General features: G+C 72.4%; 26 protein-coding genes, 1 tRNA gene and 1 riboswitch. Of the genes, 11 read left to right on the top strand and 16 right to left on the bottom strand.

Features of this window, described 5'->3' with window-relative positions:
• Positions 1-10: 10 nt before the first annotated feature.
• The 7 genes from ACFYZZ_RS34625 to ACFYZZ_RS34595 all read left to right on the top strand — a co-directional run bounded on the left by ACFYZZ_RS34625 (position 11) and on the right by ACFYZZ_RS34595 (position 7,579).
• Positions 11-856, top strand: a complete 846-nt coding sequence (locus ACFYZZ_RS34625) for an SAM-dependent methyltransferase (protein WP_389184658.1) — start codon at positions 11-13, stop codon at positions 854-856.
• A 55-nt stretch (positions 857-911) separates the two neighbouring features.
• A complete protein-coding gene (locus ACFYZZ_RS34620; RefSeq protein WP_389184655.1) occupies positions 912-2,315 on the top strand; it encodes a glutamine synthetase in 1,404 nt (467 codons plus the stop codon).
• 2 nt (positions 2,316-2,317) lie between these two features.
• Positions 2,318-3,472 (top strand): amidohydrolase family protein, encoded by a 1,155-nt coding sequence (locus ACFYZZ_RS34615; RefSeq protein ID WP_389184652.1) that lies wholly within the window; start codon positions 2,318-2,320, stop codon positions 3,470-3,472.
• 42 nt (positions 3,473-3,514) lie between these two features.
• Entirely contained in the window at positions 3,515-4,042 is a 528-nt protein-coding gene (locus ACFYZZ_RS34610; protein WP_389185043.1) for an NUDIX hydrolase family protein, read from the top strand.
• A 183-nt stretch (positions 4,043-4,225) separates the two neighbouring features.
• Positions 4,226-5,026 carry a hypothetical protein gene (locus ACFYZZ_RS34605; protein WP_389184649.1) on the top strand — a complete coding sequence of 267 codons (801 nt, stop codon included), beginning with the start codon at positions 4,226-4,228 and terminating at the stop codon, positions 5,024-5,026.
• A gap of 73 nt (positions 5,027-5,099) precedes the next feature.
• Positions 5,100-6,434 (top strand): PP2C family protein-serine/threonine phosphatase, encoded by a 1,335-nt coding sequence (locus tag ACFYZZ_RS34600; RefSeq protein ID WP_389184646.1) that lies wholly within the window; start codon positions 5,100-5,102, stop codon positions 6,432-6,434.
• Positions 6,435-6,505: 71 nt separating this feature from the next.
• A complete protein-coding gene (locus ACFYZZ_RS34595) occupies positions 6,506-7,579 on the top strand; it encodes an MASE1 domain-containing protein (protein WP_389184643.1) in 1,074 nt (357 codons plus the stop codon).
• On the opposite strand, the gene ACFYZZ_RS34590 is transcribed toward ACFYZZ_RS34595, so the two are convergent.
• Positions 7,558-7,634, bottom strand: a tRNA-Pro gene (locus tag ACFYZZ_RS34590). The genes ACFYZZ_RS34595 and ACFYZZ_RS34590 overlap by 22 nt on opposite strands.
• Before the next feature lie 181 nt (positions 7,635-7,815).
• Here ACFYZZ_RS34590 and ACFYZZ_RS34585 point away from each other — a divergent pair.
• Positions 7,816-8,466 (top strand): transketolase, encoded by a 651-nt coding sequence (locus ACFYZZ_RS34585; RefSeq protein WP_389185040.1) that lies wholly within the window; start codon positions 7,816-7,818, stop codon positions 8,464-8,466.
• A gap of 59 nt (positions 8,467-8,525) precedes the next feature.
• The gene (locus ACFYZZ_RS34580) at positions 8,526-9,446 is read left to right on the top strand and encodes a transketolase family protein (protein ID WP_389184641.1); all 921 of its coding nucleotides are present in this window, start codon (positions 8,526-8,528) and stop codon (positions 9,444-9,446) included.
• 275 nt (positions 9,447-9,721) lie between these two features.
• Here the strand turns inward: ACFYZZ_RS34580 and ACFYZZ_RS34575 are convergent, their stop codons facing one another.
• The 13 genes from ACFYZZ_RS34575 to ACFYZZ_RS34515 form a co-directional block, all read right to left on the bottom strand.
• Positions 9,722-11,023: an MFS transporter gene (locus ACFYZZ_RS34575; protein ID WP_389184639.1), complete on the bottom strand. Its 1,302-nt coding sequence runs from the start codon at positions 11,021-11,023 to the stop codon at positions 9,722-9,724.
• A 78-nt stretch (positions 11,024-11,101) separates the two neighbouring features.
• A complete protein-coding gene (locus tag ACFYZZ_RS34570) occupies positions 11,102-11,461 on the bottom strand; it encodes an MmcQ/YjbR family DNA-binding protein (RefSeq protein ID WP_389184637.1) in 360 nt (119 codons plus the stop codon).
• A 30-nt stretch (positions 11,462-11,491) separates the two neighbouring features.
• Positions 11,492-12,022, bottom strand: a complete 531-nt coding sequence (locus ACFYZZ_RS34565; protein ID WP_389184634.1) for a GNAT family N-acetyltransferase — start codon at positions 12,020-12,022, stop codon at positions 11,492-11,494.
• On the bottom strand, positions 12,019-12,603 hold the full coding sequence (locus ACFYZZ_RS34560; protein WP_389184631.1) for a helix-turn-helix domain-containing protein: 585 nt from the start codon (positions 12,601-12,603) through the stop codon (positions 12,019-12,021). Before ACFYZZ_RS34560 ends, ACFYZZ_RS34565 begins: the two co-directional genes overlap by 4 nt.
• A gap of 46 nt (positions 12,604-12,649) precedes the next feature.
• Positions 12,650-13,555: a LysR family transcriptional regulator gene (locus ACFYZZ_RS34555; RefSeq protein WP_386577828.1), complete on the bottom strand. Its 906-nt coding sequence runs from the start codon at positions 13,553-13,555 to the stop codon at positions 12,650-12,652.
• A gap of 31 nt (positions 13,556-13,586) precedes the next feature.
• Positions 13,587-14,786: a glycine C-acetyltransferase gene (locus ACFYZZ_RS34550; RefSeq protein WP_389184628.1), complete on the bottom strand. Its 1,200-nt coding sequence runs from the start codon at positions 14,784-14,786 to the stop codon at positions 13,587-13,589.
• Positions 14,787-14,825: 39 nt separating this feature from the next.
• The gene (tdh, locus tag ACFYZZ_RS34545) at positions 14,826-15,854 is read right to left on the bottom strand and encodes an L-threonine 3-dehydrogenase (RefSeq protein ID WP_389184625.1); all 1,029 of its coding nucleotides are present in this window, start codon (positions 15,852-15,854) and stop codon (positions 14,826-14,828) included.
• Between the two features lie 192 nt (positions 15,855-16,046).
• The gene (locus ACFYZZ_RS34540; RefSeq protein WP_389184622.1) at positions 16,047-16,622 is read right to left on the bottom strand and encodes a GAF domain-containing protein; all 576 of its coding nucleotides are present in this window, start codon (positions 16,620-16,622) and stop codon (positions 16,047-16,049) included.
• Between the two features lie 61 nt (positions 16,623-16,683).
• Entirely contained in the window at positions 16,684-17,283 is a 600-nt protein-coding gene (locus ACFYZZ_RS34535) for an ATP/GTP-binding protein (RefSeq protein ID WP_386577824.1), read from the bottom strand.
• Positions 17,261-17,632, bottom strand: coding sequence for a DUF742 domain-containing protein (locus ACFYZZ_RS34530; protein WP_389184619.1), 372 nt, complete (start codon positions 17,630-17,632; stop codon positions 17,261-17,263). The genes ACFYZZ_RS34535 and ACFYZZ_RS34530 overlap by 23 nt, the downstream gene beginning before the upstream one ends.
• A 2-nt stretch (positions 17,633-17,634) precedes the next feature.
• Positions 17,635-18,069 (bottom strand): roadblock/LC7 domain-containing protein, encoded by a 435-nt coding sequence (locus ACFYZZ_RS34525; protein ID WP_389184616.1) that lies wholly within the window; start codon positions 18,067-18,069, stop codon positions 17,635-17,637.
• A gap of 77 nt (positions 18,070-18,146) precedes the next feature.
• A complete protein-coding gene (locus ACFYZZ_RS34520) occupies positions 18,147-20,246 on the bottom strand; it encodes an ATP-binding protein (RefSeq protein WP_389184613.1) in 2,100 nt (699 codons plus the stop codon).
• 383 nt (positions 20,247-20,629) lie between these two features.
• Positions 20,630-21,811: an MBL fold metallo-hydrolase gene (locus tag ACFYZZ_RS34515; protein ID WP_389184610.1), complete on the bottom strand. Its 1,182-nt coding sequence runs from the start codon at positions 21,809-21,811 to the stop codon at positions 20,630-20,632.
• Positions 21,812-21,994: 183 nt separating this feature from the next.
• Here ACFYZZ_RS34515 and ACFYZZ_RS34510 point away from each other — a divergent pair, with 183 nt between their 5' ends.
• Both ACFYZZ_RS34510 and ACFYZZ_RS34505 read left to right on the top strand, forming a co-directional pair.
• Positions 21,995-23,173, top strand: a complete 1,179-nt coding sequence (locus tag ACFYZZ_RS34510) for a Glu/Leu/Phe/Val dehydrogenase dimerization domain-containing protein (protein ID WP_389184608.1) — start codon at positions 21,995-21,997, stop codon at positions 23,171-23,173.
• A gap of 95 nt (positions 23,174-23,268) precedes the next feature.
• A complete protein-coding gene (locus tag ACFYZZ_RS34505; RefSeq protein WP_389184605.1) occupies positions 23,269-23,889 on the top strand; it encodes a TetR/AcrR family transcriptional regulator in 621 nt (206 codons plus the stop codon).
• A gap of 74 nt (positions 23,890-23,963) precedes the next feature.
• On the opposite strand, the gene ACFYZZ_RS34500 is transcribed toward ACFYZZ_RS34505, so the two are convergent.
• The gene (locus ACFYZZ_RS34500) at positions 23,964-24,749 is read right to left on the bottom strand and encodes an SGNH/GDSL hydrolase family protein (RefSeq protein ID WP_389185038.1); all 786 of its coding nucleotides are present in this window, start codon (positions 24,747-24,749) and stop codon (positions 23,964-23,966) included.
• 172 nt (positions 24,750-24,921) lie between these two features.
• Positions 24,922-25,833 (bottom strand): peptidoglycan DD-metalloendopeptidase family protein, encoded by a 912-nt coding sequence (locus ACFYZZ_RS34495; RefSeq protein ID WP_389184602.1) that lies wholly within the window; start codon positions 25,831-25,833, stop codon positions 24,922-24,924.
• A 4-nt stretch (positions 25,834-25,837) separates the two neighbouring features.
• Positions 25,838-26,000, bottom strand: a riboswitch (cyclic di-AMP (ydaO/yuaA leader).
• Positions 26,001-26,192: the final 192 nt, after the last annotated feature.

Raw genomic sequence — 26,192 nt, 5'->3', positions numbered from 1 at the left:
GGGCGGCACAATGACCACGACAACCGCACAGGAGAAGGGCGGCGACGTGAGCGCGGGCGACTCCCCGACGGCCGGACCGGCGAGGCTGAACACCTCGGTGGCGCACAACGCGCGGGTCTGGAACTACTGGATCGGCGGCAAGGACAACTACGAGGTCGACCAGCAGGTCGGCGAGCACGTCGCCGGGATGTTCCCGGTGATCCGGTCGGTGGCCCGGGCGGACCGGGACTTCCTGGGCCGGGCGGTGCGGTACCTGGCCGAGGAGCGCGGGTTGCGCCAGTTCCTCGACGTCGGCACCGGGCTCCCGACGGTCGACAACACCCACGAGATCGCCCAGCGGATCGCGCCCGAGTCGCGGATCGTGTACGTCGACAACGACCCGATCGTGCTCGTGCACGCCCGCTCCCTGCTCACCAGCTCCCCCGAGGGCGTCACCGACTACATCGACGCCGACGTGCACGACCCGGACGCCATCGTGCGCCGGGCCGGCGACACACTCGACCTGGACCGGCCGGTCGCGGTGATGATGCTGGGCATCCTCAACTTCGTCCTGGACACCGAGGCGGCCCGGGACATCGTGCGGCGGATCATGGCGGCGGTCCCCTCCGGCAGTCACCTGGTGCTCACCCACCCGACCTTCGACGCCGAGGTGGGCGGCGAGGGCAACATCGCCGCGATGGAGTTCTGGAACGCCAACGCCACCCCGCCGATCACCGCCCGCAGCGGCGCCGAGATCGCCTCGTTCCTCGACGGTCTGGAGCCGGTCGAACCGGGTCTGGTGCCGTGTTCGCAGTGGCGCGCCGAGCCCGGTGCCGCCGCGGTACCGCAGTACGGCGCGGTGGCCGTGAAACCCTGAGGCCGACGACACCGGGGCCTGGGCCCTGTCGGACCTGGCCCGCCGAGGAGGACGTATGACCACCCTTGCCGACCCGGTGCCCGGCGGGCGCCCCGGCGACCTGCGTCGGGTGGCCTCGCTCACCGCCGAGCTGGCCGCCCGGGGCGTGCACGGGATCGTCCTGGCCTATGTGGACACGGCGGGCATCGGCCGGGTCAAGACGATCCCGACGGCACGCCTGGAGGCCGCCGTGTCCTGGGGTGTCGGCATGTCACCGGTGTTCGACACGTTCCTGGCCGACGACACGATCGTCACCACCGACGTCCTCGGCTCCCCCGACGGCGACCTCAGGCTCTACCCCGACCTCGACCAGCTGGTGGTCCTGGCCGGGCAGCCCGGCTGGGCGTGGGCGCCCGTGGACCGGATCACGCAGGAGGGCGAGCGGCACCCCGGCTGCGCCCGGACCTTTCTGCGCCGGACCGTCGCCGACGCCGCCGACCGGCACGGCCTCGCCTTCAAGGCGGCCGTCGAGGTCGAGTGGGCGGTCGGCCTCGACACGGCGCCCGGTGCGGAGTTCGTGCCGGCGGTCTCCGGGCCGGCGTACGGCGCGGCCCGGCAGATCGAGCTGAGCGACTACACCGCCGACCTGCTGGCGGCGCTCGCGGCACAGGGCGTGGACGTGGACCAGGTCCATCCCGAGTACGCGGCCGGGCAGTTCGAGGTCTCGGTGGGCGCACGGGACCCGGTGGCGGCGGCCGACCGCAGCGTGCTGGTGCGGCAGACGATCCGGGCGGTGGCGGGGCGGCACCGGCTGCGGGTCTCCTTCGCGCCCGCGTTCCTTCCCGAGGGCGTCGGCAACGGCGGCCATCTGCACCTGTCCTGCTGGCGCGGCGGGGTGAACCTGCACTCCGGCGGGGAGGGCCGGTACGGCATGACGGCCGAGGCGGAGTCGTTCGCGGCCGGAGTGCTCGCCCACCTGCCGGCGCTGACGGCGGTCACCGCGCCGAGCCCGGCCAGCTATCTGCGGCTCAAACCCTCCCAGTGGGCGGGCGTGTTCACCGCCTGGGGCCGGGAGACCCGCGAGGCCGCGCTGCGGATCGTCACCGGCACGGCGGGCCGCCGGGATCAGGACGCCAACATGGAGATCAAGCCGGTCGACCTGGCCGCCAACCCGTATCTCGCGCTGGGCTGTGTCATCGCCGCCGGCCTCGACGGGATGACGGCGTCCCTGCCGCTGCCCGAGGAGATCACCGGGGACCCGGCCCGGTACGGCCCGGACGAGGCGGCCGCCCTCGGGGTCGAGCGCCTGCCGACCTCGCTGCCGCAGGCCGTCGAGGAGTTCCGTGCCGACCAGGTCCTGCGGGCCGCGCTGGGCCCGGTCCTGGCGGACGCGGTGACCGCCGTACGGCTCGGGGAGGCGGCCGCCGTGGACGGGCTGGACGACGCGCAGGTGGCGGCCGCCTACCGCTGGAAGTACTGACCATGCCCGCCCCTGGCCCCGGCCCCGTCCACGAGGCACTCGCCGCGCTGCCGCTGGTCGACCACCACTGCCACGGCGCCGTCACGGCCGATCTCGCGCCCGGGCAGTTCGAGTCGCTGATCACCGAGGGAGAGGCCTGGCCCGGCAGCTCGACCTTCGACAGCCCGGTCGGCGTGGCCGTACGCCGGCACTGCGCGCCCTTGCTGGACCTGCCCCGGCACGCACCTCCCGCCGACTATCTGGCCCGGCGCGCCGAACTCGGCTGGCGCGAGGTCAACCGCCGGTTCCTGACCGCCGCCGGAGCCGAGGTCTTCTGCGTCGACACCGGCTACGCCCCGCACCCCGTCACCTCCCCCGCCGAACTGGCCGAGGCCGCGGGCGCCGCCGCGCACGAGGTCGTACGGCTCGAACAGGTCGCCGAGGCCGTGGCCGCGCGGGGCGTGGAGGCGGGCGAGTACACGGCCGTGTTCCCGGCGGCGGCCGAGGAGGCCGTACGGCGGCCCGGAGTGGTCGCGGTGAAGTCGGTCGCCGCCTACCGCACCGGGTTCGCGCTCGCCCCCGAGCGCCCCACACAGGCGGAGGTGACGCAGGCCGCCCGGCGCTGGCTCGCGGGCGGCGGGCGGCTGACCGACCCGGTCCTCGTACGGCACCTGCTGTGGACGGCCGTCGACCTCGGCCTGCCCCTCCAGCTGCACACCGGCTTCGGCGACGCCGACCTGCGGCTGCACCGCGCCGACCCCGCCCTGCTCACCGACTGGCTGCACCTGACGGCCGGCACGATCCCGGTCCTGCTGCTGCACTGCTGGCCGTACCACCGCCAGGCGGCCTACCTGGCCACGGTGTTCGAGCAGGTGTACCTGGACGTCGGCCTGGCCCTGCACTACACCGGCCCGGCCCGCTCCCGGGCGGTGCTGGAGGAGGCGCTGGAGATCACCCCGTTCCGCAAACTGCTGTACAGCTCGGACGCCTACGGTGTGGCCGAGTTCCACCACCTGGGCGCGCTGTCCTTCCGGCGGGGACTGGCCGGAATACTCCAGTCCCGGGTGGACGCCGACGAGTTGAGCCTGCCCGATGCCCTGCGCATCGCGACCTGGACGGGCCGTGACAACGCCCGCCGACTGTACGGACTCCCCGCAAACGATCCGGCCCGTGACTGAGCGCGCGCCCCACCCGGAAAGTATGATCAAGCAATGTCTGACATGACCGAAACCACGCCCGGCTGGCTGACCACGGACGAGCTGGAAATGGCCAGGGCCCGGATGCCGATCCTGTACGTCGAGGCCGTGCCCGTGCGCGTGGACGACAGCGGCGAAGTCACGAGCATCGGACTGCTGCTGCGCATCGGCCCGGACGGAACGGTCAGCCGGACCCTGGTCTCCGGCCGCGTCCTGCACCACGAGCGGGTCCGTGACGCGCTGCTGCGCCATCTGGAGAAGGACCTCGGCCCGGTCGCTCTGCCCCGGGTGCCGGCCTCCCTGCAGCCGTTCACGGTCGCCGAGTACTTCCCGACGGCCGGCATCACGCCGTACCACGACCCGCGCCAGCACGCGGTGTCCCTCGCCTACGTCGTCCCGGTGACCGGCGACTGCCGGCCGCGGCAGGACGCGCTGGACCTGGTGTGGTTCAGCCCGCAGGAGGCCCTCTCGCCGGTCGTGCAGAGCGAGATGCCGGGCGGGCACGGGGTGCTGCTGAAGCAGGCCCTCGCCCACGTGGGTGTCGTGTCCTGACGCAGGTCGCCTGGGTGACTGGCCTGCCTATCAGGCCAGTCAGGTCTCTGACCAGGGCCTTCCCGGATGCGTTCAGGTTGTGTTCAGGCCTGTGGCGGCCCGTGGCAACACCTGCACCAGAAGCCCCAAAACTATGGCAAAGGGGTCTGGGGAAGGGGTAGTTGACCATGCGAGGGTGCGGCCATGAGCACAGAGCACGTCCTCGACCAGCGGCCCCACAACCATGCCGGCGCCCGCGCCCGCATCCGTGGGGGCGCGAACAAGGTGCCCGAGGTCACCGTCTACTTCTGGATCATCAAGGTCCTCACCACCGGTATGGGCGAGACCGCGTCCGACCTGCTGGCGCACCTGCTCGGCCCCGTCCCGGCGGTCGGCCTCGGCGGTCTGGCCCTGGCGGCGTCGCTCGCGGTGCAGTTCGCCGTCCGCCGGTACGTGGCCTGGGTCTACTGGACGGCGATCGTCATGGTCAGCGTGTTCGGCACGATGGCGGCCGACGTGCTCCACGTGGGCCTCGGCGTGCCCTACACCCTCTCGACGCCCCTCTTCATGGGCGCCCTGGCCGCCGTCTTCGCCCTCTGGTACGCGAGCGAGCGGACCCTGTCGATCCACAGCATCCGCACCCGCCGCCGCGAGACGTTCTACTGGGCCGCCGTCCTCGCCACGTTCGCGCTCGGCACGGCCGCGGGTGACCTCACCGCGTCCATCGGCTTCGGCTACCTCGGCTCGGCGGTCCTGTTCGCCGTGGCGATCTGCGTCCCGGCCCTAGCCCACGGGGCGGGCATCCTCGGCGCGGTGCCCGCGTTCTGGACGGCGTACGTCATCACCCGCCCCCTCGGCGCCTCGCTCGCCGACTGGATGGCCCTGGAGCCGCACCGGGGCGGCCTCGGGCTGGGCCTCGGCCCGGTGACGCTGTCCTGGACGGTGGCCATCCTCGGGCTGGTCGGGTACCTCGCGCTCTCCCGGCGGGACGTCCGGACCGCCTGATTCCGCTCGCCGATGCCACAATCGAAAGGCAACGCAGCCGCTTGATCGGATCGTGTCAGGAGGCCGGAACGCAATGGCGAGGGAGTGGGAGGGGAGACTGCCGAGGCAGCCGCGCCTGCCCGACCTGCGCGTGCGCCTGCGTTCCGAGCTGGGCCGGATCGACGAGATCCTGCGCGACCTGATGTCCTCCATGGACCGGCTGCAGGGTCTGCTGGAGTCGGTGGTGGCCATCAGCCGGGAGGTGGAACTGCCCGCGGTACTGGACCGTATCGTCACCACCGCCATGGACCTGGTCGGCGCCCGCTACGGAGCACTGGGTGTGCTCAACGAGTCCGGGGAGCGTCTGGAACAGTTCATCACGGCCGGACTGTCCGATCAGGAACGCAACGATCTGGCCGACGTCGGCCTGCCACGGGGGCGGGGTGTCCTCGGCCATCTGATCCGGCACCCCGAACCCCTGCGGGTCGAGAACATCCCGGCCCATCCGTCCTCCGCCGGCTTCCCGCCCGGCCATCCGTGCATGCGCACCCTGCTCGGCGTCGCCATCAGCGTGCGCGGCGAGATCTACGGCGACCTCTACCTCGCCGAGCGGCGCGACGGACAGCCTTTCGACGTGCACGACGAGAACGTCGTCCTCGCCCTGGCGAGCGCCGCCGGAATCGCGATCGAGAACGTCCGCCTGTTCGAACGGGTACGCGTCCGGGAAGAGCAGTTCCAGCGGCTGCTGCTGCCCACCCTGCCCGACCTGCGGCCCTTCACCGCCGCCGCCATCTACCGGCCCGCCGCCGAGCCCAGTCAGCTCGGCGGGGACTGGTACGACGCCATCCCCCTGCCCGACGACGTCGTGGCGGTCGTCATCGGCGACGTCGTCGGGCACGACCTGCATGCCGCGGCCGCCATGGCCTCCACCCGCAACATGCTGCGCGCTCTGCTGTTCGACCAGAGCAATCCGCCCGGCACGGTCCTCGCCCAGCTCGACCGGGCCCTGCAGGCCACCACGGACAATCCCGTCACGACCACCACCCTGGCCCGGATCGAACCCGAGGGATCGGGCTGGCGGCTGCGCTGGAGCACCGCGGGCCACGTCCCGCCCCTGCTGATCACCCCCGAGCATCACGTGGAGTTCCTGTTCGCCGAGCCCGGGCTGCCGCTCGGGGTCGACACCGAGCAGACGCGCCCCGACCACTCCCGCTTCCTGCCTCCGGCCGCCACCGTGGTCTTCTTCACCGACGGACTGGTCGAACATCCCGGCCACGCCATCGACGAGAGCCTGGCCGAGCTGGCGAAGCTCGCCACGGAACATGCCGACCTGCCCCTGCCGGAGTTCGTCCAGGCGCTGGCCGAGCACCATCCCAGCGACGGTCACGACGACATGGCCATCCTCGCCGTGCGCACTCCGGACGCCTGAGCGACGGCGTGGAGGATCCGCGGGATCCGGCGGATGATGGGCTTCGGGGCGATGGACGCGGAGGTCGCCCGATGGCTGTCGTACCGCATGAACGGCTCGGGCGCGCCGGGCTGGCCGTCCTGGAGATCTGTGTCATCGCCGGGCTGTATTTCGGCGCGGCCAAGGTGGGACTGCTCCAGCAGCTGGTGCGCGGCCAGGTCACGCCGCTGTGGCCGCCCAGCGGTATCGCGGTGGCGAGCCTGCTCCTGCGCGGCCCGCGGGTCTGGCCCGGGATCGCGCTCGGCGCGTTCCTGGTCAACTTCCCGCTGGGGCCGTCGCTCCCGGCCGTGCTGGCGATCGTGGCGGGAAACACCCTCGCGCCCCTGTGTTCCTACGGGCTGCTGTACCGTTCCGGGTTCCGCAAAGAGCTGGACAGCTTCCGGGACGCGCTGGCCCTGATCTTTCTCGGCGCGTTCACCGGGATGCTGGTCAGCGCGACGGTGGGCACCGGGACCCTGGTCCTCTCCGGGGTACTGACCTCCGGCGACTTCTGGCCCACCTGGTCGGTCTGGTGGACCGGCGACGCGATGGGTGTCCTGGTGGTCACGCCGGTCCTGCTCGTCCTGAGTTCGGCACGCCGGCCGAGGGAGGCCACATCGTCCCGGTGGGTGGAAGGGCTGCTGCTGGTAGCCGCCACTGCCCTCATCGGTTTCATCGATGCCGGCCCCACGCCGCTGCTGTTCCTCGGCTTCCCGCTGCTGGTCTGGGCGGCCTTCCGCTTCCAGCTGGCCGGGGCCGCGCCCTGCGCACTGGCCGTGTCGACCTTCGCGATCATCGCCGCCGGCCGACACAGCGGCCCGTTCGCCGGTCACGACCTGCTCACCAACATGATCACCTTGCAGGCGTTCAACGGCTCCGCCGCGCTGACCGCGCTGCTGCTCTCGGCGGTCGTCAGCGAGCGGAACACGACCCAGCGGGAGATCGCGCTTGCCTGCCATCAGCTGGCCGGGATGGCGGCCAGGATCGCCACCGGCGGCCACGGCCCGATGCGCCCCGACGGGGAGAGCGAGAGTCCCACGGAAGCGGACACGGAAAAGGCCATCTCCTCACCTCTGAGAAGATGGCCTCCGACCGGCAACAAAGCTGGTCGGGACGACAGGATTTGAACCTGCGACCCCTTGACCCCCAGTCAAGTGCGCTACCAAGCTGCGCCACGTCCCGGTGCCCGTTTGACCTGGGGTTTCCCCGGTCGAAACGTGCAGGGAAACAATACCGCACTCGGGTCGGTGGTCGCGCACTCTTTCCTGTTGACCTCAAGCTTGGTTGAGGTTGCACGATCTTCGACGTGAAGATCGCAGCGGACGACACCCGCACCTACGGCTACGACGACCTGCCCCGGCTCATGGCGCTCATGACGGGCGACGAGAAGCACGGCCCGGCGGCCACCTCCACGCTCGACGCGCTGTGGGTGCTGTACGACCGGGTGCTCCGGGTCACGCCGGAGCGGCGCGAGGATCCGACCCGGGACCGGTTCCTGCTGAGCAAGGGGCACGGGCCGATGGCGTACTACGCGGTGCTGGCGGCGAAGGGCTTCGTGCCCGTCGAGTGGCTGCCGGGGTTCGGGTCGTACGACTCCCCGCTCGGGCACCACCCCGACCGGGTGCTGGTGCCGGGGGCCGAGATCGGCAGCGGGTCGCTGGGGCACGGGTTGCCGATCGCCGTGGGCAGCGCACTGGGGCTGCGCGCGCAGGGGCTGCACGAGCCGGGCGTCTGGGTGCTGATCGGGGACGCCGAGCTGGACGAGGGCAGCAACCACGAGGCGATCGCCTTCGCGGGGCCCGCCGGGCTCGAACGGCTGCACACCATCGTGATCGACAACTCCTCCGCCAGCCATGCCCGGCCCGGCGGGATCGCCGCCCGGTTCGAGGCAGCGGGCTGGTCCGCGGTGACCGTCGACGGGCGGGACCACGAGGCCCTGTACGCCGCGTTCACCACGCCGCACCCGGGGCGCCCGCATGTGGTCGTGGCCCGCGTCGAGCCGAAGAACGCCTGATTCTCCCAGCTCCTCCCGTCCCCCTCCCGTCAGAACTCAGTGGAAAGGGTCCAGCCCTCATGGACACCATGCGTGACCGTTTCGCCCCCGTCGTCTCCCGGCTGCTGGACGAGGATCCGCGGGTCGCGGTCGTCCTCGCCGAGATCGGCAAGGACGGCTTCGCCGAGGCCCTGCGCCGGCATCCGGACCGGGTGATCAACGTCGGCATCCGCGAGCAGCTGCTGGTCGGGGCCGCCGCCGGTCTCGCGCTCACCGGGCTCAGGCCGGTCGTGCACACCTTCGCCAGCTTTCTCGTGGAGCGGCCCTTCGAGCAGGTCAAGCTGGATCTCGGGCACCAGGACGCCGGAGCGGTGCTGGTGAGCGCGGCCGCCTCCTTCGACTGGCCGGCCGGGGGCTACACCCACATGGCGCCCGCCGACGTGGCGCTGCTCGACACCCTGGACGGCTGGACCGTGCACGTGCCCGGACATCCCGACGAGGCCGAGACGCTGCTGCGGCGCGCGGTCGCTGCGGGGGACGACAAGGTCTACGTCCGGCTCTCCGTGCAGGCCAACCGGCAGGGGCTGGCGGTCGACGGGGAGCACTTCGTGACGGTCCGCGAGGGGCGCGCCGGGGTGGTCGTCGCGGTCGGGCCCATGCTGGACGCGGTACTCGCCGCCACGGAGGGCCTGGACATGACCGTGCTGTACGCGACGACGGTACGACCCTTCGACGCGGCCGGGCTGCGCCGGGCCACGGAGTCCGCGGGCACGGACGTCGTCCTCGTCGAGCCGTACCTCGCGGGAACGTCGACGGCAGCGGTGAGCGAGGCGCTGGCGGATGCGCCGCACCGGGTGCTCGGCCTCGGCGTGGGACGCCGTGAGCTGCGGCGGTACGGCACGATCGCGGAGCACGTCACCGCGCACGGGCTCGACGCACGGAGTCTGCGGGAGCGGATCGGGGCGTTCGTGGGGGTGGGACGGCCATCCGTGCGCGCGTGAGACCGACGGCGGCTCGGGGCACAGGCGGGAGGCCATGCGGACCGACCGGGGCGCGGGCGGGAGGTGACGCGGACCCGACCGGGGCGCCTGCTCAGCGCGCGGACGGCAGCCCCGCGAACCCGCCCATCGCACCCCGCTCCCGCACACCCGCGGGAACCCACACCCGCCTGGGCGCGGCGCCTGCTCAGACGCGGACGACAGCCATGCCAACCCGCCATCGCACCCCAGTCCCGAACACCCGCGGGAACCCACACCAGCCCGGCCGCGGCGCCTGCTCAGTGCGTCGGTGTCTGCGTCTCCGCTCGCACCAGGCCCCGTATCGCCGGGACCGAGAGCAGGGCCGCGGCCACCAGCACGCTCATGACGGCGGAGACCAGCAGGACGTGGTCGGTGCCGAGGGCTGCGGCCGCCGGGCCCGCGAGGGCCTGGCCCACGGGCATCATCGCCAGGGAGCCGGCCACGTCGTAGGCGTGGATGCGGTTGAGGACGTCGGACGGGACCTGGGTCTGCACGCTGGTCGCCCACATCACCCCCCAGAACGACATCCCGGCCCCGGCCACCGCCGCCCCGGCCGCCATGGCCGGCACGCCGAGGCCGGCGCCGACGGTCGCCGGGAAGCCGAAGAAGGCGAACAGGGCGAGCGCACCGGCCCGCAGCATGCGGCGGGGCCGCAGTCTGAGGGCGAGCAGGCCGCCGATCACAGTGCCGGCGCCGAGGGCCGAGTTGACCAGGCCGTAGGCGCGGGGACCGTGGTGCTGGACGACCTCGGTGGCGACGAGCGGGACCGTCGGCCCCCATACGGCGATCATGTACACGCACCACACGGCGATCACGCCCCACAGCCAGGTCCGCGACCGGAACTCCCGCCAGCCCTCGACCAGGTCGGCCCGGAAGGCGCGCAGGCCGGGACCGGCGGTGCGGGCGGCCGCGGGGAGCGGAGGCAGCCGGAGGAGGAGCAGGCACAGGGCGCTGGTGGCGTAGGTGGTGGCGTGCACGGCGAACAGGCCACCGGGCGAGACGAAGCCGACCAGGAGGCCGGCGACGGCCGGTCCGGCAAGCTGCGCCGACGACTCGGCGATCCGGATCGCGCCGTTCGCCCCCTGGATGTCGGGGGCGAGACGGGGCACGGTGCTGGCCACCCCCGGCTGGAAGACGGCCGCGGCCACGCCGTTGACGACACCGATGACGCAGATCTGCCACAGGACCACGTGCCCGGTGAAGAAGAGACCGGCGGCGAAGGACTGGGTGACGAGCCGGACCAGGTCGGCGCCGATCATCAGCCTGCGGGTGCTGAACCGGTCGGCGATGACCCCGCCGAGGACGACGAGTCCGGCGAAGGCGGCGACGGAGGAGGCCATGGCGAGACCGACCGCGCCCGCGCCGTACCCGTGCTCCAGCAGACCGGCGGCGAGCGCCACGGGCAGCATGGTGTCGCCGAGGCGGGCGACGGCACGGGCGACGAAGAACAGCGCGAAGTCCCGCGACCAGACGGCCGGTGGCTCGGCACCGGCCTTGCGCCGAACCCCGGTGCCGGCGCCGGTACCGACGATGTCACGCCGTGCGTCCGTACCCGTCATTCGTACGCTCCCCTCCCCACCCCGCATCCCCGCCGCGCGGGATCATGCCACGCCGCCCCTGCCTCCGCCGAGGGATTTTCAGCTGCCGCCGGGCAGGCCCAACTCCGGGTAGGCGTCCAGGAGTCGGGGCGGGGCGGCCTGTCGCCAGGAATCGGCGAGGATGTCGCGCAGCTCCTCCTCGCCCTCCAGCGCGGCGAGTCTCGCTCTCACCCAGGCGAACTGGGCCTCGTGGTCGGCGATCCAGAACTTCCCCGGCTCCGCCATGACCAGTTCGTCGCGCTCCTCCTTGGGGCAGCGCACGGCGATGGACGTCTCGTCCTCGGGCAGCGTGGCGAACATCTTCCCGGCCACCCGGAACGTGGGCATGCTCCAGGCGATCTTCTCCGTGGTGTCCGGCAGGGACAGGGCGATACGGCGTACGTCTTCTGCATCCGGCATGCCACGCACGGTAGCCCCTGCCACTGACAGTCACCCGGTCGGCGGACCCACCCGCTTGTAGTAGAGGGTCGTCGGGCGCAGTTCGCCCGCCGGGTTCGCGGCGTAGTCGGGGAGGCTGCCGGCCTCGCTCCAGCCGGCCGAGCGGTAGAGGTGTTCGGCGGGGCTGCCGGTCTCGGTGTCCAGGTGGAGAAGGGTGAGGCCGGTGGCGGCGGCCGCGTCCTCGGCGGTGGCAAGGAGTCTGCGGCCGAGGCCCTGCCCGCGCGCGGAGCGGTGCACCATCAGCTTCACGAGTTCGGCGCGGTGGCGGCCGTTGGGCTTGTCGGGCAGGGCCAGGCTCACCGTGCCCGCGACACGGTCCGTGTCGTCCACGGCCACCCACACCGCCAGCCGCCCGGTCGCCACCGCGTCGGCCCGCTCCCGCCACCAGGCGGCCGCCTCCGCCCGCCCGAGCGGCGCGAGGAAGCCGACCGAGGCGCCCCCGGCCACGGTGTCGGCCAGCAGTCCGGCCAACTCCTCGCTGCCGTCCCGCACTTGGGCCTCGTTCCAGCGCAGCACCCTCACGGCCGCACCACCGCCAGCACATAGCGGGCCTCTCGCGGCCCGGCGCAGCGGAACCTCGTCGGCCCGAAGACCCGCATCCGCAGGCAGTCGCCCGCGTCGAGACGGTGGCCGGTGTCGCCGACGGTCACCTCCAGCGCACCCTCCAGGACCCACAGGTGCTGTTCCAGCCCGGACACGGGCGGGCGGTCGTACGCGATGTCGGCGCCCGGGGCGAGCCGGCCCTCGACCAGTTCGCCGCGCAGGCCGGCGTGCGGCGGGGACACGGACCGGCGGACGAATCCGGAGGCGCGGTCCTGCCACACCTGCTGCTCGGCCGCCCGCACCAGCGGAGCCGGTTCCGCCTCGACCTCGCCGAGCAGCTGGGACATGGTGCGTCCGTAGACGTGGCAGAGGCGGTTGAGGACGGCTGCGGTGGCGCTGATCTCCGCACGCTCGGCTCGGGACAGGGTCGACCTGCTCACTCCGCTGCGCTCGGCCAACTCCCCCAGGGACCAGCCGTGTTGAGCCCGGAGTTCGGCGAGCCGGGCACCGATCCGGGCGTCGATCCGGGCGTCGACAGGGTCGGGACCTTCGCTTCTCATATCCGGGACGCTATCCCGGATATGAGACGTGCGCGTTACGGAAGGCTCACGCCTGAGTCGCCGCCTCCTCCAGGGCCTGGAGCACCTGACGGATCAGCGGGTGCCCCTCGGCTCCTCGCCGTACGGCCGCGAAGACCCGGCGGGTCGGGGCCACGCCGTCCACGGGGCGGACGACCACACCCGTGAGGTCCATCCCGCGCAGGGCCGAGCGCGGCACGAGGGCCACGCCCGCGTCGGCCGAGGCCAGGGCGACGACGGCACGGAAGTCGTCGGAGGAGTGCTCCAGGCGGGGCTGGAACCCGGCGCTCTCGCAGGCGAGGACCACCACGTCGTGGCAGGGGTTGCCGGGGTACGGGCCGATCCAGGCGTCCTTGGCCAGCTCCGCCAGCGGAACCTCCGGGACGTCGGCGAGGCGGTGGCCGACCGGGACGACCGCGTCGAAGGGCTCGGCGTACAGGGGCACGTGGGTGAGCCGGGGGTCGTCGGCGGGCGGGGCCCCGCGGTACTCGACGGCCACCGCGACGTCCACCTGCCGGTCCAGGACCATGGGCAGACTGGCGTCGCCCTCGGCGTCCTGGACGCGGATGCGTATGCCGGGTGCGGCGGCCGCGAGGCGGGCCACCGCGGGCGCCACCACCTGGGCGATGCCGGTCGCGAAGGCGGCCACGGTGACCGTGCCCGCCTCCCCCGAGCCGTAGGCCGCCAGCTCGGCCTCGGCCCGCTCCAGCTGGGCCAGGACCGCGTTGGTGTGGCCGAGCAGGATCTCGCCGGCCGGGGTGAGCCGTACGCCCTTGGCGCTGCGCTCGACCAGGCGGTGCCCGGTCTCCTGCTCCAGGGCCGCCAGCTGCTGGGAGACGGCGGAGGGGGTGAGATAGAGCGCGGCGGCTGCCGCCGTGACCGTGCGGTGGTCGGCCACCGCACGGAGGATGTGGAGCCGCCGGGCTTCGATCATGGGACCAATTATCTCAGGGTGTCCGCACTGGTCAGGCCGCCAGCTCCGCGCGGGCGGCGACGAAGGCGTCCACGGCCCGGTCGACGTCCTCGGTGGAGTGCGCGGCGGACAGCTGCACGCGGATGCGGGCCTGGCCCTGCGGGACGACCGGGTAGGAGAAGCCGATCACGTACACGCCCCGCTCCAGCAGCAGTTCCGCCATGCGGGCCGCCTCGGCCGCGTCGCCGATCATGACGGGGGCAATGGCGTGGTCGCCGGGGAGGATGTCGAAGCCCTCTTCGGTCATCCGGCGGCGGAACAGCGCGGTGTTCTCGGTGAGCCGGACACGCAGGTCGTCGGCCGACTCCAGCAGGTCGAGGACCTTCAGAGACGCGGCCGCGATCACCGGGGCCAGGGTGTTCGAGAACAGGTACGGGCGGGAGCGCTGGCGCAGCAGGGCGACGATCTCGGCGCGGGCGGCGACATAGCCGCCGGAGGCGCCGCCGAGCGCCTTGCCGAGGGTGCCGGTGATGATGTCGACGCGGTCCATGACGCCGTGCAGCTCGGGGGTGCCGCGGCCGCTGGGGCCGACGAAGCCGACGGCGTGCGAGTCGTCGACCATGACCATCGCGTCGTAGCGGTCGGCGAGGTCGCAGATCTCGCCGAGCGGGGCCACGTAGCCGTCCATGGAGAAGACGCCGTCGGTGACGATCAGCTTGCGCCGCGCGCCGCCCTCGGTCGCCTCCTTGAGCTTGGTCTCCAGGTCCGCGAGGTCGCGGTTGGCGTAGCGGAAGCGGCGGGCCTTGGACAGGCGGATGCCGTCGATGATGGAGGCGTGGTTGAGGGCGTCGGAGATCACCGCGTCCTCCTCGCCGAGCAGGGTCTCGAAGACACCGCCGTTGGCGTCGAAGCAGGAGGAGTACAGGATCGTGTCCTCCTGCCCGAGGAACGCCGACAGGCGCGCCTCCAGCTCCTTGTGCACCTCCTGGGTGCCGCAGATGAAGCGCACGGAGGCCATGCCGTAGCCCCAGCGGTCCAGGGCCTGGTGGGCGGCGCCGATCACCTCGGGGTGGTCGGCGAGGCCGAGGTAGTTGTTGGCGCAGAAGTTGAGGACCTCGCCGGGGCGGCCGCCGGCGCTGACGTTGACGGTCGCGGACTGCGGGCTGTCGATGACCCGCTCGGGCTTGTGCAGGCCGGCGGCACGGATCTCGTCGAGGGTGGCGCGCAGGTCGTCACGGACAGAGCTGAACATGAGGGGGCTCCTCTGAAAGTGCTGGCGGAAGAAGGGGGGTTACGCGGTCCAGTCCAGGATGATCTTGCCGCCGGTGCCGCTCGCCGCGTCGGCGAAGGCCGCCTCGAAGTCGCGGTAGCCGTACCGGCCGGTGATCACCGGGGCGAGGTCCAGGCCGCCCTCCAGCAGGACCGACATCGCGTACCAGGTCTCGAACATCTCCCGGCCGTAGATGCCCTTGATGGTGATCATCGAGGTGACGATCCGGGACCAGTCGACCGGGAACTCCTCGGCGGGCAGGCCGAGCATGGCGATCCGGCCGCCGTGCGTCATGTTGGCGATCATGTCCCGCATGGCCTCGGGGCGGCCGGACATCTCCAGGCCGATGTCGAAGCCCTCGCGCAGGCCCAGCTCCCGCTGCCCGTCGGCGATCGAGGTCCGGGAGACGTTCAGGGCGAGGCTCACGCCGATCTTGCGCGCGAGCTCCAGACGCTCCTCGCTGACGTCGGTGATGACGACGTTGCGGGCACCGGCGTGGCGGGCCACCGCCGCCGCCATGAGGCCGATCGGTCCGGCGCCGGTGATCAGGACGTCCTCGCCGACCAGCGGGAAGGACAGCGCGGTGTGCACGGCGTTGCCGAACGGGTCGAAGATCGCGGCGACGTCGAGGTCGACGGGGACGCGGTGCACCCAGACGTTGGACGCGGGCAGCGCGACGTACTCGGCGAACGCGCCGTCGCGGCCGACACCGAGGCCGATGGTGGCCCGGCACAGATGACGGCGGCCGGCCAGGCAGTTACGGCACTTGCCGCACACCAGGTGGCCCTCGCCGCTGACCCGGTCGCCGACCCGGATGTCGGTGACGTCGCGGCCGGTCTCGACGACCTGCCCGACGAACTCGTGTCCGAGCACGAGCGGAGTACTGATGGCCTGCTGCGCCCAGCCGTCCCAGGCCCGGATGTGCAGGTCGGTGCCGCAGATACCGGTCCGCATGACCTTGATCAGTACGTCCCCGGGACCGATTTCGGGCTCGGGTACGTCCGCGAGCCAGAGCCCGGGCTCCGCCTTCTCCTTGACCAGCGCCTTCAACGCTACGACTCCTGTGGGTGAGGTCCCGGTCGAGGGCATGCCGAAGGAGCCCGCACCGGGTCAGAGGGGTGGAATCACCCTGCAATCTGCCGTATGCGAGGGCCGGGGTCCATCGAGCTTTTCTTAACCGCCGCCTCAGCTTTCCTTCATGCCTCCCGGATCCCCAGGGTCGTGTCCGTCCCCGCGGGCACCTCAGATCGTCAGCCCGTCGTCCGCGGACCGTTCGATGCGTACGACGAGTTCGGCGGCCAGCGCCTTGATGGTCTCCAGCCCGGCTTTCCCCCAGGCCCGGGGTGCGATGTCGAAGGCGCACACGGTGCCGAGAGCCATGCCGTAGCTGTCGATGAGCGGGGCACCGAGGTAGGAGCGGATGCCGTACTCGTCGACGACCGGGTTCCCGGCGAAGCGGGGATAGTCGCAGACGTCCTCCAGCACCAGGGCCTTGCGGCGGACCACCACATGGGGGCAGAAGCCATGGTCGCGCGGCAGGACACGGCCGACCTCGGGCCTGCTGCCGTCCTCCCGGACCATCGGCGCGGCGACCGGGGTGCGCAGGCCCGCGAAGTACTGGTGGTTCTCGCCGACGAAGTTGACCATGGCGTACGGCGCGCCGGTGAGCTGGGCGAGATGGTGCGCGAAGGCGTCGAGAGCGGGTTCGGGCCGCTCCCCCAGGCCGAGTCGGCGCAGTCGGGAGATGCGGGCGGGCGCCTCCCTGTCCTCGGGGGTGAGCAGCAGACCCCGGACCGGTCGGGGCGGCTCGTAGCTCATGGCCGGGCTCCGGCGCTGTGGGCGTGTCTCATAGGGCGGCTCCGTGGGCGGTATGGCGGGATCACATGTGGGCGCCGTGGCTCGGCGCGGGCGCCGGGGCGTGGGCGATGAGGTGGCGTACGAGGGTGAGCAGGGTCTGCACGCCGGAGCTGGAGATGCGGGCGTCGCAGCAGACGACCGGGATCTCGGGGTCGAGGTCGAGGGCCACACGCACCTCCTCCGGGTCGTAGCGGTAGCCGCCGTCGAACTCGTTGATGGCGACGATGAAGGCGAGGCCGCGCTCCTCGAAGAAGTCCACGGCCGCGAAGCACTCCTCCAGACGGCGCGTGTCGGCGAGGATGACCGCGCCGAGCGCCCCTTCCGACAGCTCGTCCCACATGAACCAGAACCGCTCCTGCCCCGGCGTGCCGAACAGGTACAGGACGTGCTCCGGATCGAGGGTGATCCGGCCGAAGTCCATGGCGACCGTCGTCTCGACCTTGTTCTCGATGCCGTCGAGGTTGTCCGTGGCGGCGCTGACCGTGGTGAGCAGCTCCTCGGTGCTGAGCGGGGCGATCTCGCTGACCGCTCCCACGAAGGTGGTCTTACCGACCCCGAACCCGCCCGCCACCAGGATCTTGAGGGCGGTCGGAAACGGGTCAGAGCTGTCGTCGTAGTCCATCGAGCACTGCCTCCAGCAGAGACCGGTCAGTGGGGTTGTGGTGGAACGCGGGGGGCTTGGTGGTCAGCGCCCCGCAGTCGACGAGGTCCGAGAGGAGCACCTTGGTGACCACGGCGGGCAGTTTCAGATGCGCGGCCACCTCGGCCACCGAGACGGGCGCGCGGCTCAGGTCGAGCGCCTGGGCGTGCTCGGGGCCGAGATAGCCGAGCGGGGTGACACCGGTGGCCATCACCTGCGACATCAGGTCGAGGGCGATACTGGGCTCGGTGCGGCCGTTGCTGACCGTGAACGGGCGCACCAGCCGTCCGGCCGCGTCGTCGAGCCAGGGCCCGTCGCCGGCTGCGGCCACGTTCAAGGCCTCATCGCCGTGGATTCGACGGCGTGCTGCCGGGGCGCGGTCACCAGGTACGGGCGGACGCTCTTGACCAGCATCGCCATCTCGTAGCCGAGCACGGCGGCGTCGGCCTCGCGGCCTGCGAGCACGGCCAGGCAGGTGCCGGAACCGGCGGTGGTGACGAACAGCAGCGTCGAGTCGAGTTCGACGACGACCTGGCGGACGTCCCCGCCGTCGCCGAACCGGACCCCCGCGCTGCGGCCGAGGGAGTAGAGGCCGGAGGCCAGGGCCGCCATGTGGTCGGCACTGTCCGGGTCCAGGCCGTGGACGGACTTCACCAGTCCGTCGCACGACAGGAGCACCGCGCTGCTGGTGTGCGGTACGCGCTGCACTAGGCCGCTCAGCAGCCAGTCGAGGTCGGATGCCTGGGCGGTGGGCGCGTCGCTCGCCATGGTGGATCGACTCCTTGGGGTACGAAGGTCAGCGGGAGCGCTGGGGGTGGGGGGTGGTGCGGGACTGACGAGGGTGGTCATCCGGCTGGTGCGCTCCCGTCGGACCGGCCGGGGCCCTCGGATACCGGCGCGTGCGTGCGCCTCTGGGTTATGGGCGTCTGGGCCAGGGGGTTGGCCGCGTCCATGGGGTGGGCAGCCATGGAGTTGGCGCCCAGTGGGCTTGCGTCGACGTGTGCGGGGTGCACATGGGGCGACACCGTGGCCGGTGCCCTGTGGGCCGGGCCCGCGTCCAGGTGTCCGGGCACCGCGGGTGCGGTCTCCACACGGGGTGAATCCCCGTGTGCCGACTCCATGTTCTGCTGTGCCTCGGCGAGTCCGATCCCCCGCTGGAAGGCCGCCATCAGGCCGGGGTCGTGGCCCGGGACGACGTCGCCGTCCTGGCGGGGAACCGGGCCGCCGCGCAGTTGGGGAACGATGTGCTCCTGGGCGCGCCGGCGGGGCAGTTGGGGCTTGTCCATGGTGCCGCGGACCGCACCGGTGCGCGGGGTGGGCAGGGTGCCCGCGTGGGTCTCGAGCACCGACCGGTCCTCGGCGTTGATGCCGGGCACGGCTTCGGCGATGTTGGGTCGCTGCTCATGGGCGCCGCGCACGGGCAGCGGGGGCGGTGAGCCGGCAGCCTGTGAACCCCCGTTCTGGGCACCCCCGTTGTGCATGCCCCCGCTTCCGGGGGTGCCGCTGTGCCCGGATCCGTACTGCGCGTGCCGCCGCCGTTCGGCCGCCGGGTCCGATCCGGTCCCGACCTGCCCTCCGGCCCGCGCGCTGCCCGGGTCACTCGTGCCCGGTCCGCCGGCCGGGCCCGCCCCGGCCGCGGCTCCCGGCAGGTGCTCGACGGATGCCGCACGCCCCTGCCGCGGCACCTGGGGGGTCACCACCGGATCCTGGGGCTGCGGTGCGGCCCCCGGTACACCCTGCGTCGTGCCCAACAACGCCTGCGGGACCACGAGTACGGCCTGCACACCGCCGTAGATGTTGGTCTGCAGACGCACGCCGATGCCGTGGCGCCGGGCGAGCTGGGAAACGACGTAGAGGCCGATCCGGCCGTCGGCCAACAGGCTCGCGACATTGACCTGGTCGGGGTCGGCGAGCAGGGCGTTCATCTTGTTCTGTTCGCCGACCGGCATGCCGAGCCCGCGGTCCTCGACCTCCACGGCGAGCCCGGAGGTGACGAGGTTGGCGCGGAGCAGCACCTGGGTGTGCGGGGCGGAGAACACCGTGGCGTTCTCGACGAGTTCGGCGAGCAGGTGGATGACGTCGGCGACGGCGTGGCCGCGCAGTTCGCCGTCGATGGGTGGCACCAGCTTGACCCGGGAGTACTGCTCGACCTCGGCGATGGCGGAGCGCAGCACCTCGGTCATGCTCACCGGGTTGCTCCACTGCCGGCGGGAGACGGCGCCGCCGAGCACGGCGAGGTTCTCGGCGTGCCGCCGGATCCGGGTGGCCAGGTGATCGACGTGGAACAGGCCCTTGAGGAGTGTGGGGTCCTCGATCTCGTGTTCCAGGTCGTCGAGGATCGAGATCTCCCGGTGCACCAGGGACTGGAGCCGCCGCGCGAGGTTGACGAAGACCTCGAGCTTCTGCTCGCTGCCCGCCTGGCTGGAGAGCCGGCTGGCCTGCACGACGGCGGTGACGGCGCCGTCGTACGCGTGGGCCAGGTCGGCGGCGAGCAGCTCGAAGTCGTCGGCGCCCTGCGGCGGGCGGCGGCGCGGCCCCTGCTGCGGCGGGGTCTCGCCGTGGCGCAGTGCCTCGACGAGGGCACGCAGATCGGCCTCGCCACGCGCGGCGCTGCGGCGCAGGGCGATAACACGGTCGCTGACCGAGCGGGCGGCCCGGTCCGCGGCGACGGCGGCGATCATGATGCCCGCGACGGTCACCGCGACCGCTCCGGCGAGCACGACCCACAGGGTGGGCGCGGGGCGTGCGCCGGTGGAGCGGATGCTGAACAGGACCGCCGCGCTGGCGCTGAGCGCGACCGCGACGGGCGGCAGCACGGCGAGCCGCATGAGCTGAGGCCGTATGTGCGTCTCGGGCAGTGCGGGAGCGGGTCGGGCGACCGGTCGTCCGTGGCGACCGCCCTCACGGCGGTCGGCACGGGCGGCCGGTGCACGGAGGTGAGACATCTGCGTCCTCGTACTGGTCCGTCGGGCTGCCATCCGGACACTCACAGTAGTCGCATGAGCATCAAGTGCGGTGGGCAGTTGACAAAGTCACCCGCAGAGGATCCCGCTCTGGTATGAGGCCTCGTACGACAGACCGATAACCGTGACGCGCCCATCGATCCAACTCGAAAGAGACCGAAACAACCTGCTCAAAAGCGGTCATGGGAACGAGGGGAGATCCGCGCTCCGGAACCCCCTCTACATCACCTCGATCCCGGCATGAGGCACGAGACCCCAGCCGCAGCGCTCCGGCCACCCCTCCACCCGCTTCGAGAAATTGTCACGGAGAGTATCAGCGATGGCCTTGGCTCAAGGTCGGACAGACGCCGCACGCGGGCCATCGATCACCCGTGGTCGAGCCCCTTGCGCACGCCGGGCTCGGCGGCCAGCGCCCCGAGCGCCCGCCAGGTGCGGCGGACGGTTCCGGAGACGCCTCGCCACCAGGGCTCGGCGGGGAGCTTGCCGGCGGGCTCGAAGGGCTCGCCGGGTCGGGGCAGCGCCACCGCCTGGCCGGCCTCCTCGGCGGCTTCCTTGGTCCACTCGCCGGGTTCGGCCCACGGGTGCGGGGCCAGGTTGAAGGTGCCCCAGTGGATCGGCAGCAGCACTCCGTGCGGGTCACCGCCCTGGAGGTCGAGGTGGGCGCGCAGGCCCTCCTCGGGGGTCATGTGGATGTCCGGCCAGAACTCGCTGTACGCACCGATCTGGATCATCGTGGCGTCGAACGGGCCGTGGGCCGCGCCGATGTCCTTGAAGCCCTCGAAGTAGCCGGTGTCACCGCTGTGGTAGACCCGGTGCTCCTCGCCCGCCACGGCCCAGGACGCCCACAGGGTGTGCTGGGTGTTGCGCAGGCCGCGGCCGCAGAAGTGGCGGGCCGGGGTGGCGGTGAGGGTGAGTCCGCCGACCTTGGTGGCCTCGTGCCAGTCGAGTTCGCGCAGCCGGTCCGCGGACACGCCCCAGTGTTCGAGATGGGCACCGACGCCCAGCGGCACGGCGAACACGGTGTCCGTGCCGGCCAGCGCCTTGATCGTGGGCATGTCCAGGTGGTCGTAGTGGTCGTGCGAGACGACCACCACGTCGACCGGGCCGAGCGCGGCCAGCGGCAGCGGCACCGGGTGCAGCCGCTTGGGCCCGGCGAAGGGGAACGGGGAGCAGCGCTCGCCCCAGACGGGGTCGAACAGGATCCGGTGGCCGTCGATCTCCACGAGCACACTGGAGTGGCCCATCCACGTCACCCGCAGCCCCGTGGCCGGCGGCTTGGCGAGGTCGGCCAGGGTGGTGGCGTGCACCGGGACGGTGCCGCGGGGGGCGCGCAGCGGCCGGGTGTCCTTGTCCAGGAACACCTTGGCGAAGTCGAGCATGGAACCGGAGGGCCGGGTGCGAGCGGTGCCGCCGGGGTTCTGGAAGACGCCGTCCTTGAAGTGGGGGGAGCGGCGGATGCGGGCCATGCGCTCACCGCTCGGTTCCGCGCCGAAGGCCTCGGGCTGAAGCATGCCGAGCCCGAAGCTCTGGGAACGCAAACCGGTCACGGTACCTCCTGGTGGAGTCGCTGAGGTCCTCCATTATGGTCGGCGCCCCCGACAGGCCGGGGTGGCCGGGGTCACAGTCCGGCGTCCTGCGCGCACAGCTGAGGATCCGTCGCACGTTGACAGGCCGTCCACCGGCTCCGAATACTGACTCGCGATTCAGTAACCCTCATCCGGGAGACCCCCATGACCGCCCCTCTGATGTCGCTCGTCTGGACCGACCACATCACCGGCCGCCGGGGTTTCCTGGTGGTGGACCGGCTGGTGCGGGGCGTGGCCAGCGGCGGGCTGCGGATGCGGCCCGGCTGCACCCTGGAGGAGGTCGCCGGACTCGCCCGCGGCATGACGATGAAGGAGGCCCTGCACTACAACCCCGAGGGCCGTTACGTCCCGCTCGGCGGCGCCAAGGGCGGCATCGACTGCGATCCGCAGGACCCCGGGGCGTACGGGCTGCTCGTGCGCTACCTGCGCGCCATGCGGCCGTACATCGAGAGCTTCTGGACCACCGGCGAGGATCTGGGCCTCACCCAGGACCTGGTGGACCGTGCGGCGGCGGAGGCGGGCCTGGTCTCCTCGGTGCAGGCCGTGTACCCGCTGCTGGACGACGAGGCGGCGGCCCGCAAGCGGCTCGCGGACGCCTTCGCGGTCGAGGTGGACGGCATCGGCCTGGACGAGCTGGCGGGCGGCTGCGGGGTCGCCGAGTCGGTGCTGGCCGCCCTGGACCGGGCGTCGGTGCCGTGCCGGGGCACCCGGGTGGCCGTGCAGGGCCTGGGCACGATGGGCGGGGCCACGGCCCGCTTCCTCGCGCGCGCGGGCCTCGCGGTGGTGGCCGTTGCCGACATCAAGGGGACCGTCGCCAACCCGGACGGTCTCGACGTGGAGGCGCTGCTGGCCGCGCGGGACGCGTACGGCACGGTCGACCGCTCGGTGCTGCGCCCCGGCGACCGTGAACTGCCCGGCGACGCGTGGCTGTCCGCGGACGCGGAGGTGCTGGCGCCGGCCGCGGTGTCGTACGCGATCGGCACCGCCGAACAGGAGCGGATCACCGCCCGCTGGATCGTCGAGGCGGCCAACATGCCCGTCCTGCCCGAGGCGGAGGCTCTGCTGGCCGCGCGCGGGGTGACCGTGCTGCCGGACGTGGTCGTCAACTCCGCCACGAACGCCTGGTGGTGGTGGACCCTGTTCGGCGACATCGGCCCGGACGCCGACGAGGCGTTCGCGCACATCCGCCGTTCGATGCGTGCCCTGGTCGACCTGATGCTCACGCGCGCGGAGGCCGACGGTACGACGCCGCGAGCCGCCGCCCACGCCCTGGTGACCGACCGGCTGCCGGTGATCGCGGAGCGCTTCGGGTGGTACCGCTGACACAGGCCGGGCGCCCACGGGACCGTGGCACGCGAAGTGGCCGCGGGAGCCAGGCCCTTTCGGTGCTGCCCTGGGCGACGGATTAGGGTGACCGCGTGGCGAGAGTGCGGTTGAGTGTGGCCGAGCGGCGGGAGGAGTTGCTGCGGGCCGCCATCGAGCAGATCGAGGCGCGGGGCGTGGCGGCGGTGAGGATCGCCGACGTGGCCTCTGCGCTCGGTGTGAGCAACGCGCTGGTGCTGTACCACTTCTCGACCAAGGAGAAGCTGGTCGCCGAGGCGTTCACGTACGCGGCCGCGGACGACCTCGCGCATCTGCGGGGGCTGCTGGAACGGCGGACCTCCGCGCTGCGCCGGCTGCGGGCCGCCGTGCGCTGGTACGCGCCCACGGGCCAGGCCAAGGGCTGGCGGCTGTGGATCGAGGGCTGGGCGGTGGCACTGCGCGAGCCCGCCCTGAGGCAGGTCACCCGCGGTCTGGACCAGCAGTGGAAGGCGGCGATCACCGCGGTCATCGCGGAGGGCGTGGCGGGGGGCGAGTTCGAGTGCGCCGACCCGGCGGGAGCGGCGCTGCGGCTCACCGCGCTGCTCGACGGTCTCGCGGTGCAGCTCACGTCGTACCCGGGCTCGGTGCCGCGGTCCCGGGCGCGGCAGTGGGCGGACGAGGCCCTGGCCCGGGAACTCGGGCTGGGCCGGGAGGCGTTGACCGAGCCGGAGCGGTGAGCGTCCGGTCGGTGGGGTGGTACGGATGTGCCCCGCACCGCCGGGCTCGCGGTGCGGGGCACGGACGCCGGCCGTCAGGCCACCGACGCGATCCGCATCTTGATGTCGTCCGGCGAGAGGGTGCCCTTCGCCGTCACGTGGTCGCCGGAGGACTCGCCGCGCAGCCGGCGGCCGATCCACGGGACGAGGTACTCGCGGGCCCAGTGGACGTCGTCGCGGCGGACCTCCAGGGTGCCCCGGGGCGGGAGCGGCGGCCAGGGCTGCTCCGGGTCGGCCGGGATCTGCAGGCCGAGGGCCTGGCCTGCGCGCAGCGCCACGCGCGTGTGCCCCTCGGGTGAGAGGTGGAGCCGGTCGTCGTCCCACGCCCTGCGGTCCTGGACGGACTTCAGGGACCACAGGTCGAGCACGGGGCACCCGTACCGGTCGGCGATGGCGCGGACGTGCCCGTTGTAGGTGGCGATCTTGCCGCGCAGATGCTTGAGCAGCGGGACGCCACGGGTGTCGAAGCCGGTCGTCACGAGCACGGTGCCCGCGACCTCGGTGAGCTGGGACACGGCCCGCTCGAAACGCTCGGCCACCTCGTCCGGGTCGGTGCCGGGCCGGATGATGTCGTTGCCGCCCGCGCAGAAGGACACGAGGTCCGGGGCGAGTTCGACGGCCTTCGGGAGCTGGTCCGCCATGATCTGGTCGAGCAGCTTTCCGCGCACGGCCAGGTTGGTGTACGCGAAGTCGCCCTCGGGACGCCGGTCCGCGAGCAGTACCGCGAACCGGTCGGCCCAGCCCACGAACGCCCCGTCGGGGCCGGGGTCGCCCACGCCCTCGGTGAAGCTGTCCCCCACCGCCACGTACGACCCGATCAGTGATCTGTTGTCATTCTTCGAATCGTCTGCCACGTCGGACCATGATTCACCTTCGGATGTGACCTACGCGACCGTAGGCAGGGGTTGACGAACGGTGAGATGAGACACCCTTAAATGATGTGTCAATCCTGGAATAACGCCACGGTCAGGCGTGTTGACGGTGCGCACGCGCTCAGACGGCGACGCCGTGCGAGCGGAGGTAGCCGAGCGGGTCGATGTCCGAGCCGTAGTTCGGCGTGGTGCGGATCTCGAAGTGCAGGTGCGGGCCGGTCACGTTGCCGGTCGCGCCGGAGAGGCCGATCTGCTGGCCCGCGGTCACGGTCTGGCCGGCCGAGACGGAGAGCTGCGAGAGGTGGGCGTACTGGGCGTAGTAGCCGTCGTTCAGCTTGATGACGACCTGGTTGCCGTACGCGCCGCCCCACCCGGCGGAGACGACGGTTCCGGCGGCGACGGCCTTGAGCGGGGTACCGGTCGGCACGACGAAGTCGACGCCGGTGTGGTGGCCGCTGGACCACATGCTGCCGGCCACGTGGTAGGCGGTGCCGATGGTGGCGCCGACGACCGGGAGGGTGTAGCCGGTGGAAGACACGGAGGGCACCGAGGGGGCCGAGGGGGCGGCGGCGGCACCGGAGGCCTGGCCCGACTGGGACCGGGCCGGGGATGCCGGCGCCGGGGCGGAGGGCTCGGTGTGCGTCCGGGCCGCCTTCGCGCCGAGCGACAGCTTCAGGCCCGGGTGGATCAGCGAGGGGTCCTGGCCGACGGCCTGCCGGTTGGCGTCGTAGAGCCGCTGCCAGCCGCCGCTGACGTGCTGCGCGTCGGCGATCTTCGCCAGCCAGTCGCCGGACTGCACCGTGTAGGTGCGCACGCCCGAATTCAGCTGCGCGGCCGCCTTCTTCACGGTCGTCTTTTCCACGGCCGGAAGGGACTGCACGGCCTTTCCGGAAACGGACTGCGTGGTGGCGGCGTGCGCTCCGGTGGCCCCGAGGAGCGGCAGGGCCAGCGCGGCACCGCCGGTTCCGGCGACGGCGATCTTGCGGGTGAAACGCGGGGTCTTGGGACGGCGGTGCTTACCCTTCGCGGGCATGGCGCTTTCCTCTCCGGCGCCTGCGAGGTGAGCTGACGGGTTCGGGCTGGAGCTGCCCGGCCGCGCGGTGCGTGGCTGCACCCCAGCCTGTTCCGGAGACCGGGACAGGCAGTCGTACCTGGCGGGTCCCCCGCTCCTGCCGAACACGGGTGAAGTGTGTGGGGACTCCGGGCGGCGGCAGGATTCGGCGTTCCGTCCGGATTGGTGGCGAACGTAAGCGAGCAAGACGCAACCGGACAAGAAGCAGTTTCCCGGCGTCGGCTTTTCAAGTGATCGAATTCGGGAATTCACGGTCACTCTCCGTGAATTCCCGAATCCTCCCCCTTTTCAATTGCCTTCGCTTTTATGGGGATTACGTG

The organism is Streptomyces sp. NPDC001816, from assembly GCF_042892235.1.
Lineage (GTDB): Bacteria > Actinomycetota > Actinomycetes > Streptomycetales > Streptomycetaceae > Streptomyces.
This window is presented reverse-complemented; position numbering and strand designations above follow the sequence as displayed.